We start from the raw sequence: 15,516 nt of genomic DNA, 5'->3' as shown, positions 1-15,516 counted from the left end.
ACCAGCGTCGCCGGCACGTCCGCGCCGATGTCGGCGATGAGGTGCAGCCCCTTTTCCCGCGCGCGGGAGGCCATCAGTGAGACGGTGCTGCCGACCACCCGCGCCACCGCGAAGCCGGACCGGTCCAGCTCGACCCGGCCGGCTTCGAGCTTGGAGAAGTCCAAGATGTCGTTGAGGATGGCGAGCAGCGCCTCGCCCGAGTCCTGCACGACCTCCAGCTTCTCGCGCTGGCTGGCCGTCAGGTCGTCGTCCAGCAGCAGCCGCGTCATCCCCAGCACGCCGTTCATGGGCGTCCGGATCTCGTGGCTCATCACGGCCAGGAACTCCGACTTGGCGCGGCTGGCCGATTCCGCCGCAGCCTTGGCGGCGCGCAGCTCCTCCTCCATGTGCTTGCGCGACAGGGCGTAGCGGATTGCCCGCTGCATCAGCACGCCATCGGCCTGTCCCTTGACCAGAAAGTCCTGCGCCCCGGCCTCCACCGCCGCCACGGCGAAGTCCGTGTCGTCGAAGCCGGTCAGGACGATGATCGGGATCGCCGGAAAGGCCCGGCGCAGCCCCTGAAGCGTTGCCAAGCCATGGCTGTCCGGCAGCGACAGGTCCAGCAGGACGATGTCCGCCGGGGCGGATCCCAGCCAAGCCAACGCGCCGTCCAGCGTCTCCACATGCTGTAGGTCGAAGGCCCCGGGCGCGGCGCGGCGCAGGCCGACGCGCACCAGCAGGGCATCGCCGGGATCATCCTCGACCAGCAGCACACGGATTCTCGACGGGATGGTCATGAAAGGGCGTTTTCGAAAACGGCGCCGGCCGGCGCGGCGAAGGGTGGTTCCGCCTCCACGCGGTTGCGCCCCCCGGCCTTCGCGCGGTAGAGCGCGTGGTCGGCACGGCCGAGCGCCTGTTCCATGGAGGCATCCTGGGCGGCGCAGGGCGAGACGCCGACACTGACGGTCAGGCGGGCGCCGCCGGGGCGGTTCACCGGAACCGGAATTCCGGCGAGCGCAGCGCGCAGCCGTTCCGCCACCTCCAGCGCATCGGGCAGCGCGGTTTCAGCCAGCAGGATGCCGAACTCCTCCCCGCCCAGCCGGCCGGTCAGGTCGCTGTCCCGCAGCTCCCTCCGGCAGACGGCGGCGACCGCCTTCAGCGCCTCGTCCCCCTCCGCGTGCCCGTGGGTGTCGTTGATCCGCTTGAAGTGATCGATATCCAGCATCAGCACCGTCGCCGGCCGGCCGTAGCGGCGCAGGCGGGCCAGCTCGCGCTCGGCGCTCTCCAGGAAATGGCGGCGGTTGGGCAGGCCGGTCAGGCTGTCGGTGGTGGCGAGGCGCAGCAGCTCGTCCTCGAAGCGGCGGCGCTCCGTCACGTCGCGGATCACGGCGGTCAGCAGCACGCCGTTCTCCCCGGTCTCCTTCGAGATGGAGACCTCCACCGGGAATTCCCGCCCGCCGGCGGTGAGGCCGACCACCTCCGGCCGGCCGTCGGCCGCCTGCGCCATGGGGGCGGAGCCCTTGAAGCGGTCCATCAGCCCATCGTGCGTCGCGCGGAAACGATCGGGGATCAGACGGTTCAGCGGCTGCCCCAGGATCTCCCCGGCGCGGTAGCCGAACATCCGCTCGGCCGCCGGGTTGAAAAGCGTGATGCGGTGCTGCCCGTCGGCCACCACGATGGCGTCCTGGGCGAGCGCGATGACGTTGTGCAGGCGCTGTTCGGACTGGCGCAGCTGCTCCTCCAGCCGTTTGCGCGCGATGGCGTAGCGGATGGCGCGCTTCAGCGCCGGGCCGTCGGTTTCGCCCTTGAACAAATAGTCCTGGGTCCCGGCAGCCATGGCAGAGACCGCGAAATCCTCGTCGTCGTGGCCGGTCAGCACGATCAGCGGCACGGCGGGCGCCGCCTCGCGCATCCGGCGGATGGTGTCGAGCCCAACGGAATCCGGCAGCGACAGGTCGAGCAGGACCACGTCGCAACCCTGCCCGTCCAACCAAAGCAGCGCGTCGGCCAGCGAGGTGACGTGCGACAGGACGAACCGGCCGCCGGACGATTTCAAGGCGAAGCGCACCAGCCCGGCGTCCGCGGGGTCGTCCTCCACCAGCAGGACCTCGATGCCGCGCCCTTGGCGGGTCTGGTGGGCGGAAATGGAAGGCATCACTTCGCCAGTTTCACCACGTTGAACCAATAGTTTTCCAGGCTCCGGATGACGTCGAAAAAGTCCTGAACGTCCATGGGCTTGGTCACGAAGCTGTTAGCGCCCAGCAGGTAGCTGGCCTCCACGTCGTGCTCGATGTCCGAGGTGGTCAGCACGACCACGGGGATGGAGCGCAGGTCGGGATCGTTCTTAACCTCCTGCAGGACCTGACGGCCGTCCAGACGCGGCATGTTGAGGTCAAGCAGGATCAGGTCCGGCCGCCGGGCATCCGCGAACCGCTCGCCCCGGCGGCGCAGGAAATCGATGGCCTCCGCCCCGTCCTTAGCGTGATCGACCGCGCACAGGATCTTGCCGTCCCGGATGGCCCGTTTCACCAGTCCGGCGTCGGCGGGATCATCCTCAACCAGAAGGATGTGGAAGGGCTCTGGCTGGTCGTCGCTCATGCGGCGGTTCCTTGGTGGGAGGAGGGCTGCGGGAGGGGCAGATGGACGGAGAAGACGCTGCCTTTGCCGGGTTCCGACCGGACGGTGACGCGCCCGCCCAGCCGTTCGGCCATCTTCCGGGCGATGGCAAGGCCCATGCCGGTGCCGGGATGCTCGTCGCGGCGGTGCAGGCGGCGGAACACCTGGAAGATCTGCTCGTGGTAGCGGGGCTCGATCCCCAGGCCGTTGTCGGCGACGGTCAGCACGTCGAAGCCTTCCTCGCGCCGGGCCTCGACCCGGATCGCCGGCTCGCGGTCGGGATGGCGGTATTCCAGGGCGTTGCCAATCAGGATGACAAAGATCTCCTTCAGCCGGCGCGTGTCGGCCATCACCGCCGGCAACGGCGACCGCGCCACCGCCGCCCGCGCGCCCCGGCCCTTGCGCTCCAGCGCGTCGACGGCAGCGTCCAGCGCGGCGTCGGCGGACTGCGGTTCGGTCGGCAGCGGCACGCGGTCCTCCGCGATGAACAGCTGCACGTCGTGCAACAGGGTCTTGAGGCGCGCCGCCCCATCGATGACGTGGTTCAGGCAATCGCGCCCCTCCTCGTCCAGCCCGTCGCCGAGATGGCGTTTCAGAAGCTGCGCGTAGCTCGCCATGATCCGCACCGGCTCCTGAAGGTCGTGCGCGGCGACGTAGGCGAACTGCTCCAGCTCGCCCTTGGCGCTGGACAGCTCGGCCGCCTTGCGGTCGAGGTCGCGGGTGCGCTCATCCACCAGCCGGGCGAGGGCGGCGCGGCGTTCGGCCACCAGCACGATGACCGCCTCGATCAGCAGGCCGAGTCCAAGGAACACCGCCGCCAGCGGCAGGCGGTCCACGTGGTCGCGCCCCATCGCCTCCCAGCCCAGCGTCGGCGCCACGGCCAGTTCCCATTCGCCGTCGGGGACGTGAATGCGTTCCAGGATCGGATCCACGACGAAGGCGGCCGGGTCGCCGGCGATGACGCTCCCGTCCGCCCGGCGGAGGCCGTAGAAGTAGCGGGGCGCCAGCGCTTCCAGGTTGGCTTCGTCGAGCATGGGCTGAAGGTCGAACACCGCCCCCACCGCCCCCCAGGGCGCCCCGCCCAGGAAGACGGCGCGGCGGGCGATCAGCCCCATGCCGCCCTGGATCAGCGGCAGCGGCCCATGGATCGTCACGTCGCCGGATTCTATGGCGCGGCGCACTGTTTCGGCGAAGCCCGGGCGCGGATCCCGCAACAGGTCGTTGCCCAGAACCCTTTCGTTGCCGATGACCGGGTTGACGACCCCGACCACGAAGCCCGGCGCCAGGGAGATGTTGCGCACCCCGGACACGCTGGTCCGCAATGCATCGGCGAAGAGCACGAATTCCTGCACCAAGTCGCCCTTGGCGGCCTCGACCGAGGCGAAGGCGGCGACACCGCGCACCAGGGAAAGGCGCTTGTTCAACGCGTGCCCCAGGCTGCTCGCGTAGGGGGCCGCCGCCGCTGCCGCCGCCGCGCGCGCCTCAGCCGCCGCCGACCGCGCGCGCACGCCCTCGGTCCACAGATAGGCGGCGGCGACGAGAATCCCGGCACCCGCCATCACCAGGGCCAGCATTCGGCGGACACGCCACCAGCGGCGCAGGCCTCCCATTCGCCGTTTCATCGCCAGGGCCTTCACGGGCGCGTTCATGCGGCCTGCGCCTCCCGGCGCGGGAAGGTGACGTGGAAGGTGCTTCCCCGCCCCGGTTCGGACTCGACCCAGATGCGGCCGCCGTGGTGTTCAACGATCTTCTTGCAGACGGCCAGCCCGATGCCGGTGCCCTCATACTCGTCGCGGCGGTGCAGCCGCTGGAAGATGCCGAAGACGCGCTCGCGATGCTCGGGCGCGATGCCGATGCCGTTGTCGCGGACGGTGACGTGCCACGCCCTGCCCTCCCGCGTGCCGGCGACCTCCACCACAGGCGCGCGGTCGGCGGCGCGGTACTTCACCGCGTTGCCGATCAGGTTCTGGAACAGGCGGATCAACTCGTCCCCGTCGCCCCACAGCGTGGGCAGGTCGGGGGCGACGGTGACGGTCGCCGACGTCTCGGCGATGGAGAGTTCCAGGTTGTCGAGCGCGGTGCGGATCAGGTCGCCGGCCGGCCATGCCGTGAACGGCTTGGCCTTGCGCCCGACGCGGCTGTATTCGAGCAGATCGACGATCAGCCGGTCCATGCGCTGCGCGGCGTCGCGGCAGAAGGCCATGTACTCCCGCGTGTCGTCGTCGAGGCTGCCGGCCAGATCCTGTTCCAGCAGGCCGAGGTAGCTGTTGATCGTGCGCAGCGGCTGGCGCAGGTCGTGCGAGGCGACGTAGGCGAAGGCCTCCAGCTCGGCGTTCGACCGTTCCAGCTCCGCCGCCTGCTGTTGCAGCGCCTCCTCGGCGCGGCGGCGCTGAGTGATGTCATGGACGAGCGACAGCAGCAGCTCGCGCCCGTTCACGTTGATGGGGCTGGAATAGACCTCCACGTCCCGCACCTCGCCCGAAGCGAGGCGGTGGCGGAAGACGAAATACTGCCGGGCATCGTGGCGGGCGTGCTCCATCTCGCGGCGCACCTCGTCCGCCGACAGGGTGTTGATGTCGTCGACGCGCATGGCGCGCAACTCGTTCAGCGACCGGCCGTAGAAAGCCTCCGCCGCCGGGTTGGCATCGACGATGCGGCCGTCGGCCGGGTCGATCAGCAGCTTCACCGCGAGGCTGGCAACGAAGATTTGCTCGAACAGCTCCTGCCGTTCGCGAAGCGCCTGTTCGGCCTTCTTGCGTTCGCTGATGTCCACGATGGCGCCGACGATGCCGGCTGGCGCACCGGCAGAATCGTAGTAGACGGCCTTGCAGAATTCCACGTCCAGTTCGGTGCCGTCGGCGCGGCGCACGCGTGCCTCGCAGAGCTGAGTCCCCGGCGCTGCCAGCAGCGCCCGGTCAGCCTCCTCATAAATGGCGGCGAGTTCCGGCGGCGCGATGTCGTGGACGGTCAGGCCGAACAACGCCCCTCGCTCGATTCCCATCCAGCGTTCGAAGGCGGCGTTGGCGTCGATGTAGTGGCCCAGCCGGTCCCGGACGAAGATCGGAATCGGAATGGTGTCGGTCAGCACCCGCTGGAAGCGGTGGTTCTGCGCCAGCGCCCGTTCGGCCTGCTTGCGGGCGCTGATGTCGTCCACCACCCAGACGGTGCCCAGCGCCGGGTCGTCCATGGACACCCGGTGGCCGACGATCCGCGCCCAGAAGCTGGTGCCGTCGCCCCGGCGCATCTGCAACTCCTCGCCGATGGTGCCGCCCCGCTCGATGATGGGGTAGAGCCGCCGGCCGATCTCGGCGAAGCGTTCCTCGTCCTCGTAGAGAAGGCGGGTTGTGGCCCCCAGCAATTCGTTGGAATCGCGCTGGACGATCCGGGCCATCGCGTCGTTGGCAACGAGGATGCGGCGGTCCGGATCGACGATGGCGACACCGACCGGAGCGCTTTCCAGGATGGCCTCCAGCTTGGCCGCCATGGCGCGCAGCGTGTCCTGCGCCGCCTTACTAGGGGAAATGTCGGTGTGCGTTCCGACCATCCGCAGGGGGACGCCGTCTGCCCGGCGGGCAACCACGACGCCACGGTCGAGAACCCATTTGTAGCCGCCGTCCTTGCAGCGGATCCGGTGTTCGGCGGCGTAGAAGGGGGTCTGGCCTGCGAAGTGCCGGTTCAGCGCGTCGCGGACGGCGGCGAGGTCGTCCAAATGGACCCGGCTTTCCCATTCCCGCAGCCTGTTGGCGATCTCGTCGTCGGCGTAGCCGAGCATGCCCTTCCAGTTGTGCGAGAAGAAGACCTCGTCCGTGGCGAGATTCCAGTCCCAGATCCCGTCGCCGACCGCCTCCAGAGCCAACCGCCAGCGTTCCTCCGATTCCGTCAGCCGGCGCTGGGCCTCTTCCAGCCGGCGCTGGTGGCGGCCCTGGCGCCGGGCAAGCCAAGCGATCACCAGCGTGGCTCCGAGAACCAGGGCGGCCACGATGGAGCCCCAGCCGACGACCTCGTCCCGACGCGCCTCGTAGCCGGCCATCGCCTCCCCCTCGCCGAGGAGAATGTGAACCACCAGCGGATAGTCCCGGACCCGGCGGTAGGCGGTGATGCGAGGAACGCCGTCGAGCGCGCTGGCCAGCCGGAAGACGCCAGCGTCCGGTGCTGCGGGATCGAAGAAGGGGCGGTCGGGCAGCGTGGCGCCGATGAGCTCGGATGGCGGCGGGACCGCCGATGCGCGGGACCGGATGATCCGGTCCTGGCCGATCAGCGTAACCGCACCCTCCCGCCCCACGTCGGACGGTCCGAGAAAGCCGGACAGGATGGCGGGGTCGACCGACAGGACGAGGACGCCGCCGAAGGAACCGTCCGCCGCCCGCACGCGCCGGGTGAACTGGATTGCCCATTTGCCGGACACCCGCCCGAGAACCGGCCGGCTGATGAACAGCGTGTCTTCCCCGCCCTGCCGATGCACCCGGAAATGCTCCCGATCGCTGAGGTCGAGCCGTTGCGAGGGAGTCTTCAGGTTGCTGAACAGCAGCGTCCCGTCGGGGCCGATGGCGCCGACCTGGAAGGCCAGATCCGCGTAGAGCGACGTCTTCCAGCTTTCGGCGCGGGCGAGGAAGGAGGCCGGATCCCGCTCGAACTCGTCCCGCAGATGGACGAGCGCCTGATCGAGCCGCCGCATGACCTGAAAGATGTGTTCCTCATAGGCGCGGGCGAGGTTGGCGGCGTTTCCCTCCGCCTCGCGGACAGCGAGGGCGCGCTCGCGCTCAAGGCCGCGCGTTGCGGCGTAGGCCCCGATCCCGAGGAGCACGAGGCCGAAGGCGACGACCGTCGCCGGAATGTTGGCCAGCAGGCAGGAGGCGAAGCGCCGGATTCTTGCGGATAAGGCTCCGTTCCGCCAGGACGCGCCGTCGCTCTGCATCAGGGACATGACCGTTTCGCCCTTATACCAAAGCCCGAGATGCGGGCCGGTTCGTGCATGGGGCGGGCGTGGGTGCGCGTGCGTCACCAAGCGAAAGGATTAGAACCTTCGTCCTATACAATACGCAATGCGACAGAGTTTCCCATCTCCGCACGCGCTGATTTTCATCTTTTCGAGCAAAAGCAACCCAAAGGCGCCAATCGCGCCGTGACGCGGCATCCGGCGGCTCGACCGGTCAACGCACCTCGATCACCGCACTGTCGCTTCGCCCGTCCGCATCGACCACCGTGACGCGGACGAAGCCCGGCCCCTCCGGCTGCCACGCCGCGTCGCGGCGGATTGATGAGACGGCGACGCGGCGGCCGTCCACCAGCCAGGACAGCGGCCGCTGCCCGCCCGAGGCGGACAGGGTCAGCGGCGACGGCGCGCCGTTCGCCGCGCCGGCCTCGACCACCATGGACTCGGTCGGGAAGACCAGCCGCAGCCGGTCCGTTTCCGGCGCGCCGGCCGCCGCGCTGGCGGCAACGCGCCGCAGCAGGTCGGGCGCCGCCTGCGCGACGCGCGGACCGGGGGCGGGCTCCTCCGGCAGCAGGTCGAAGACGCGGAGCAGCAGCGGCGCGGCGGTGTTGCGGCCGAAACGGCCGGGGCTGGGCGTGCCGTCTGGCCGGCCGACCCAGACGCCCACGGTGAAGCGCCCGGTGACCCCGAACGCCCAGGCGTCCCGGAAGCCGTAGCTGGTGCCGGTCTTCAGCGCCAGCGGCGCCGCCCGCCGCACCTCGGCCGCCTGCACCGCGCCGGGCGGCGGCGGCGCGCCCTCCAGTATGTCCAGGACCTGCCGGGCGGAGGCGGGGGAGAGCAGCGCCGCCGTCGGCGTCGGCGGGCCGTCTTCCGCCTCGCGCGTGACGCGCAGCGGCGCCGCCTGCCCGTCGCGCGCCAGCGCGGTGTAGAGCGTCGCCATGTCCCACAGGCTGGTGGAGGCGCCGCCGAGCGCGACCGGCAGCCCCGGCATCGCCGCCCCGGCCGGCAGCACCAGCCGTGTCCCGGCCCGCCGCAGCGCGTCGGCGAAGCGCATCGGCCCGACCTTGTCCAGCACCAGCACTGCCGGAACGTTGAGCGAGCGCTGGAGCGCGTCGCGCACCGTCAGTTCGCCGGTGAAGTCCCGGTCGAAGTTGCGCGGCGCGTAGTCGCCGAAACGGGTGGAGACGTCGGCGATCTGCGTCAGCGGATGGATCAGGCCGTCGTCGAATCCGAGACCGTAGATGAAGGGCTTGAGCGCCGAACCCGGCGAGCGGACGGCGCGCACCATGTCCACCCCGCCCTCGCGGCGCTCGTCGAAATAGTCCGGTGCCCCCAGGTAGGCGAGCACGCTGCGGCTGCGGTTCTCCACCACCAGCACCGCCAGACCGGCGCGCTCGTGCAGGTCGGGCAGCGTGCGGCGCGCCAGCCCCTCCACCGCCTCCTGAAGCCGCCCGTCGAGGGTGGTGGGCAGCACCGGCCGGCCGGGATGGCGGGCCTTCAGCCGGTCGGCGAGGTGGGCGGCCAGGACCGGCATGGGAATCCGGCGGTCGGGCACCAGATCGGCCTTCGCCTCCTGCGCGGCGCGCGGGGTGAGGACGCCCTGCTCGACGGCGCGGTCCAGCACCTTGTCGCGCGCCGCCCGCGCCCGCTCCGCCGCGCGGTCCGGACGCAACCGGGTGGGCGATTGCGGCAGGGCGACCAGCAACGCCGCCTCCGCCGTGCTCAGCTCCGCCGGTTCCTTGCCGAACAGAGTCCGCGCCGCCGCCCGAATGCCTTCGACGTTGCCGCCATAGGGGGCCAGCGTCAGGTACATGCCGAGAATCGCGCTTTTGGAAAAGCGCGTCTCCAGTTGCACGGCGCGCGCGGCCTCGATCAGCTTGGACCCCAGCGTACGGGGCCGGGGCTCCAGCAGCCGCACCACCTGCATGGTGAGCGTCGAGGCGCCGGACACCACCCGCCCGGCCGCAAGGTTCTGCCCCGCCGCGCGCAGCACCGCCAGCGGGTCGATGCCGGGATGGGCGTGGAAGCGCCGGTCCTCGTAGGCGATCAGCAGGTCGGTGAAGCGCGGTGCCACCGCGTCGGGCGTGGCGGGGAAGCGCCATGCGCCAGCGGCGTTCGTGAAGGCGCGGAGCGGCGTGTCCTTGCTGTCGGTGACGGTGACCGACAGGTCGTCCAGGCGCGACAGGTCCGGCGGAAACAGCCGGTCGAGCGCGAAGGCGATGAGGATGAGAAGAGCACAAACCCCTCCTTTCACGAAGAGAGATAGTTTTGCGCCTCCTCGCCCAGTCATTCGCTACTCCACCGGATGGACGGCGATCCGCCCGGCGGCCTGCCGGGCGAAGAAGCGCGGCTTGTACATGTCCTCCACCACCGCGCCGGGCAGCTCGTAGCTGCCGGGGGTCACGGCGCGCACCAGATAGGCCAGCTTGAAGGTCGGCGCCTCCGCCGTGAGGTCCAGCGCGGCGACGTAGCGGTCGTCGCGCGCTTCCGCCGTGCGCGTCGGGGTCAGGTCGGTCAGCCAGCGCAGATCGTCGGTGCCGGCGGCGCCGAGATGCGGATTCTCGATCTCCCATCCGGCGGGCAGCGGGTGGGTTATGGCGGCCTGATGGAACAGCTTGGTGCTAGCCTCGCCCTCCAGCACCACGACGAACACGTCGTTCTGCCGGATCTGGTCGAGGTTCAGCGGCTGGCCGTCGCGGGTGAAGAAGTTGCGCTTGATGCGCAGCCCCTCGCGCGCCGCCGGCGATGGCTGCGCGGGAATGCCGGACACCGATACCGCCTGCCACACCGCCGCCTTGCCCGCGTTGCCCACCTCCACCCCACGGCCGAGCTGGGCGGCGTCGGGCAGCAGGTTGAAGGGATCGCCCTTCGGCTTGGCAGCGCCGGTGACGGTCAGTTCCAGGGGTGCGCCGCCCCGGCTCAGCGTCTCGGCGGCCAGCACGATCCACGCCTTCTCCTGCGTGCTGGTCAGCTTCGCCGCCGTGCCGGAGGCCGGCAGCCGGTCGAGCAGCGCGGGCAGGCGCTTGCCCGTCATGCCGGTCTCGCCCAGCAGGGTGACCAGAGCCGCCGCGTCGCGCACGGTGGAACCGTAATCCTCGTGCCACGGCTCGCGCGCCAGCCGCTCCACGGCGGCCGAGAAGGCGCTTTCCGCCCGCTCGCGGTCGCCCAGCCGGGCCAGCGCGGCGCCGAGCTGCCCCTTGGCGAGCGGGGTCGGCAGCTGGTCGAGGAAGGCATCGTGGAAGTAGCGCGCCGGCCCCGGCGTCAACACGCCGCTCAACGCCAGAACGTGCAGCGCGTAGGCGCGGCTGGCGAGCTGCCCCTCCCCGCGCCCGCCGTCGATGGCGTGCTGGCGCAGCCACGCCAGCGCGTCGGCCAGCGGCTTTTCGGGCACTGCGTGGCCCTTGGCCTTGGCGCGGGCCAGGAACTCCACGGCGTAGGCGGTAAGCCAGGGGTCCGTCTCGTCGCGGGCGCTCCACAGGCCGAAGGCGCCGTCGTAGCGTTGCTTGTCGAGGGTGCGGGCGATGGTCGACGCGACGCGCACCTCGGCCGTCTCGTCCGGGTTGGCCCCGATGGCCAGTTCCACGTCGCGCACCGCCAGCAGCGGCAGCGTCCGGCTGATGGTCTGCTCCAGGCAGCCGAAGGGGTAGCGGTCGAGCGCCCGCAGCGTGCCGGCTACGTCGAACGGCGGCGCGGTTCCGAAGCTGGCGGCCAGCGTCGCGGTGCCCGGCACGTAGGCCGCAAGGTCGGCGGCGGCGAGCGTCACGCTGGCCCCCGGCGGCAGCTCGCGGGTCAGGAACTGCGTCTCCACCGGACGGGACGGGCGCACGGTGATGCCGTAGGAGCGGCGCACCGCCGCCCCGTCCGATCCGGTCACCGCCAGATCGACCCGGCCGATGCCGGCCGTCACGCCCTTGAACGGCAGGGGGATGCTGCGCCGCTCGCCGGCCGCGAGGTCGAGCGTCAGCGCGCCGTTCTCCACCGCCGCCGCCTCGTTGCCGGTGACGGCCACGGTGAAGGTGCCGGCTGGACCATCGACGTTGTGCAGCGACAGCGTCAGGCGGCTATCGTCGCCCGGCGCCAGGAAGCGCGGCATGACCGCCTCCGCCACCAGCGGGTCGCGCACGGTGAGCCGTCCCGACGCCGAGCCGACGCGGCCCTTGGACCAGGCGACCGCCATCAGCCGCAGCTCTCCGTTGAAGTCGGGGATGTCCAGGGTGGCGCGCACCGTGCCATCCGGCCCGACCTTCAGCGGTCCCTGGAACAGCGAGACGACGGTGAAGGGCACCACCGGCAGCGCCGCGCCGCTGGCGTCACCGCCCTCCCGCAGCTTGCCGTAAGGGCCGTCCAGCGCCTCGATCAGCCGGCCGTAATCGTCGCGGATGTCGAGGCCGAGCAGCCGCTTGCCGAAGAACTGCCGGCCCGGATCGGGCGACGGGAAGCCGGTGAGGCGCAGGATGCCCTCGTCCACCGCCGCCAGCGTCACATAGGCGTCCTCGGCTTGGCCCAAGGCCGGCGTCACCGACAGCTCCACCGTCACCGGGCCGCGCGGGCGGACCACCGGCGGGGCGTTCAGCGCCACGTCGAGGCGGCGGGCCGCCGGGTCGAGCCCCAGCCACGCCACGCCCAGCGCGCGCACGGGCTGGCGTTCCTTGCCGGCGACCGGCGGGCGGTAGAGCGTCGCGGTGACGTAGGCGCCCGGCCCCCAAGCGGGATCGACCGGCACATCGACGGTCGTGCCGCCGGCCGGCACGCTGAAGGCGCGCGTGTCGAGCAGCCGGTCGGTGGCGACGGTCAGCAGCACCTCGCCCGCGAAGGGCGGGCTGAGGCGGAGCTTCGCCGTCTCGCCGGGGCGGTAGGCGGGCTTGTCGGCGACCAGCTCCAGCTTGTCCGGCGTGTCGGCGGACTCGTCGGCCATCTCCCAGCCGGACAGGAACCGGACGGAGCTGGCGACCCCGGTGGCCTTGTCGCTGACCTCCAGCCGGTAGCGGCCGAAGGGCTGCGCGCCGAGATTGAGCGCCGCCGGCCGGTCGGCGGCCACGTCCAGCGTGCCGGATTTGCGCGGGATGTCGCGGGTGGTGGCGCGGTAGCTGTAGCGGCCGTTGGTCATGTACCACTGGAAGGTGGTGTGCTCCTCGATCAGCTCCCACGCCACGGCCGGCTTGGCGATGGCCGCGCCGTCGGGCGCCACCGCGATCAGGTCGAACGCCGCCTCCTGCCCTTCGCCGAGGCGGGGGCCGTCGAAGCGGGGGCGGATGCCGAGCGCGTGGTCCTTGGTGCGCACGGGCACGCTCAGGCTGGCGCGGGCCGGACGGCCGCCGGGCTCCGCCATGGTGACCCGCAGTTCGGCGCGCAGCGGGCGCGTCACGTCCGGCAGCGCCGGCAGCGCGACGGCAACGCGCGCCTCGCCGTTCGCGTCGCTGGTCGGAACGCTGAGCTGTTCGAGCTTGGCGTTCACCGTCTCCGTCACCAGCCCGAAGCGGAAGCCCTTGTGCTGGGGATAGGGGGCGGGGTCGGCCTGCACCGACACCTCCGCCGTGCCGGGCAGGCCGGCGGCCGGCGGGCCGTAGAGGAAACGCCCCCGGACCAGCAGGTCGAAGGGCTTTCCCGGCTCGATGAAGGGGGCGGGCGGCGTCAGGTCCACGGCCAGCCGCTCGGGCACGAAATCGTCGACCTGGAAGGTGGCGCGGCCGACCGGCTGGCCCTTCGGGTCGGTGTAGGCCTCCACCGTCCAGCCGCCGAGCGGCGCCGTGCGGGTCAGGGCGATCGGCAGGAAGAAGCTGCCCTGCGGGCCGGCCGGCGCCGGGCCGGAATAATACTCGGTGCCGCTGGGGCGCAGCACCTTGACGGTGAGGGGGAAATTCTCCACCGCCTCCGTCCGGTCGTCGCGCAGCAGGATGCCCAGATTGACCGTCTCGCCCTGCCGGTAGACGCCGCGGTCGGTGTAGACGAAGGCGTCCATCGGCCCCGGCGCCGCCCGACCGCCGACGCCCCGGTCGGACAGGTCGAAGGCGGCGGTGGTCAGGTCCAGCACGGCGTAGTCGGCGCCTGCGTAGGCCATCGCCGCCACCGGCGCGTTGCCGCCGGTGCCGCGCGCCAGACCGGGCGCGAAGCGCGCGCGACCGAGATCGTCGGTGGTGACGCGCGCCAGCTCGGCGTTGTTGCGGGCAACCAGCGCCACCTCGACGCCCGGCATCGGTTTGGCGGTGGACAGCGCGCGTGCGAAGACGGTGATGCCGTCCGCGCCCTGGAAGCTGGTCAGCGCCACGTCGGTAACCAGCACCCACTGCGTGGCGAGGGGGTAGGGCATGTCGTGCTGCGGCACGTCCACCGGCGTCGCGACCACGGCGTAGAGGCCGGGCTTGGGTGCGGGGACCAGCTCGCGGAAGGGGATGGCGGTGGTGGCCTCGCGGTTGCGCTCGCCGGCCACATCCATGCGGCCCGTCCACACCAGCTCGCCATCGCCGTCGGCGAGGTTTTCGGCGTCGTAAGCGCCGAGAGCTTCCGTCACCGTCTGGTTCCGGATGCGGGCGGCCAGCGCGCGGTCGTTGAGGCGCAGCACCTTCAGCGTCACCGCCGGCAGGTTGACGGTGACCAGCGGAATGCCCTCGCTTCCGGCGCGCGGCAGGATGAAGCCGTTGCCACGGAAGGCCGCCAGCGGCTTGCGGTCGAACACGCGGAAACGCTGCGCCGAATCGGCCTTCAGCGCCATCCTGTCCGTGCCCGGAAGCCCCTGACGCAGCGTGGCCGTGTAGGCGACGCCGTGCGCCAGCCCGCCGATGCACAGCGTGTCGCCGCGCGCCTCGACGGGGGCCTTCGGCACCGCCGGCTCTAGGGCCACGAAATCGGTGAAATGGATGCCCTTCCGCGCGCTGAGCGCGTCGGAGAAGCGGATGCAGGCGCGCGGCACGGTCTGGTCGGAATCGACCCGCACCGATTTGACGATCAGCCCGACCTTCTGGCGCAGCGCCGCGATGCGCGCGTCCAGCCCCGGCGCCCTGGCGTTCAGATCGACTGGGGGATCGGCGTCCTTGACCACCTGCGTGATCTCGCGCGCCGCCAGCAGCGCGGTTTCCGGCTGGGAGAAGGTCTCGTCGAGCAGCGTGGTCAGGCGCCACAGGGCGGTCACCTGCTCGGCCGGATCGGCGGCCACCTCGTAGGCGGTGTAGGCCGATTGAAGCGCGCGGTCGCGGTTCGGCTTGGGCAGGGCCAGCCATGCTTCCGACAGCGCCATCCAGGTCGCGGTGCCGTCGGCGCCCAGCGCCACGGCCGACTCGAACGCCGCCACCACCTTGGGCCAGTCGCGTTTGGTCAGCGCGGCCTGGGCGTCCTTCACCGCCTTGTCGCGCTGCTGCGGGCTGACCTGCGGCGGCGCCTTCAGGCGCAATTCGGTGGCGTAGGTCCCGGCGTCGGCGGCCAGTCCGGGAGGGTCGAAGCGCGCCCAGGACACCGTTGCGGACAGAAGGACGAGCAGGAAAAGCCCAAACGGCGCGAGCAGACGAACCATGGCGGGCTCTTCCCCGGTTGTGAGACGCGGGAGCTTAGCAGTTTCCGGTTCGCACAACGAGACTGGCGAAAGGTTGGATATGGAACACGCCGACGCGCCACCGGGGCGGCGCGTCGGCGGACGGCGGAACGGGTGGGCCTCACCCCTCCTGAAGCAGTTCGACCTCGACGAACACGATGTCCGCGCTTCCGTCGTTGATGACGTTGTGGCTGACTCCGGCCTTGCGGAAATAGGACCGTCCGGGTTCGAGTGGGAACTGCCGCACCGTGCCGTCCGGGTCCACGATATGGAAGGTGCCGGGCGTGATCGGCACGATTACGTAGTCGTACTCGTGGACGTGCGCTCCTGTTTCGGCGCCGGGCACGAGGCGCCATTCCGTCACGCGGGTGCGCTCATTCTCGACATGCGTTGCGGAAACGGCTTGCGGTCGCGTGCTCATTGACCCTCCTTTTGTTTCCCCGAGTGTAGCGCGCGGAAGTGGGTA

At 71.2% G+C, this 15,516-nt stretch carries 7 protein-coding genes and 1 pseudogene; all 8 read right to left on the bottom strand.

The window, feature by feature from the left end; genetic code table 11:
- Positions 1-149 precede the first annotated feature (149 nt).
- Positions 150-776: pseudogene (locus J2852_RS31695) on the bottom strand (response regulator); the annotation flags it as partial.
- Positions 773-2,134 carry a GGDEF domain-containing response regulator gene (locus tag J2852_RS24455; protein WP_209880752.1) on the bottom strand — a complete coding sequence of 454 codons (1,362 nt, stop codon included), beginning with the start codon at positions 2,132-2,134 and terminating at the stop codon, positions 773-775. The gene J2852_RS24455 and the pseudogene J2852_RS31695, both read right to left, overlap by 4 nt.
- Positions 2,134-2,577: a response regulator gene (locus J2852_RS24450; protein ID WP_209880751.1), complete on the bottom strand. Its 444-nt coding sequence runs from the start codon at positions 2,575-2,577 to the stop codon at positions 2,134-2,136. The genes J2852_RS24455 and J2852_RS24450 overlap by 1 nt, the downstream gene beginning before the upstream one ends.
- The gene (locus J2852_RS24445; protein ID WP_209880749.1) at positions 2,574-4,244 is read right to left on the bottom strand and encodes an ATP-binding protein; all 1,671 of its coding nucleotides are present in this window, start codon (positions 4,242-4,244) and stop codon (positions 2,574-2,576) included. The genes J2852_RS24450 and J2852_RS24445 overlap by 4 nt, the downstream gene beginning before the upstream one ends.
- Positions 4,241-7,519: a PAS domain S-box protein gene (locus tag J2852_RS24440; protein WP_209880747.1), complete on the bottom strand. Its 3,279-nt coding sequence runs from the start codon at positions 7,517-7,519 to the stop codon at positions 4,241-4,243. Before J2852_RS24440 ends, J2852_RS24445 begins: the two co-directional genes overlap by 4 nt.
- A gap of 226 nt (positions 7,520-7,745) precedes the next feature.
- Complete coding sequence (pbpC, locus tag J2852_RS24435) at positions 7,746-9,782, bottom strand: penicillin-binding protein 1C (protein ID WP_343206811.1); 2,037 nt, start codon at positions 9,780-9,782, stop codon at positions 7,746-7,748.
- A gap of 39 nt (positions 9,783-9,821) precedes the next feature.
- Complete coding sequence (locus J2852_RS24430; protein ID WP_209880743.1) at positions 9,822-15,032, bottom strand: alpha-2-macroglobulin family protein; 5,211 nt, start codon at positions 15,030-15,032, stop codon at positions 9,822-9,824.
- 139 nt (positions 15,033-15,171) lie between these two features.
- Positions 15,172-15,471 carry a cupin domain-containing protein gene (locus J2852_RS24425; protein ID WP_209880741.1) on the bottom strand — a complete coding sequence of 100 codons (300 nt, stop codon included), beginning with the start codon at positions 15,469-15,471 and terminating at the stop codon, positions 15,172-15,174.
- Positions 15,472-15,516: the final 45 nt, after the last annotated feature.

The sequence above is a fragment of the Azospirillum soli genome (assembly GCF_017876165.1).
Taxonomy (GTDB): domain Bacteria; phylum Pseudomonadota; class Alphaproteobacteria; order Azospirillales; family Azospirillaceae; genus Azospirillum; species Azospirillum soli.
Note: the sequence above shows the minus strand (reverse complement) of the source record. Positions and strands in the feature narration are given on the sequence as shown.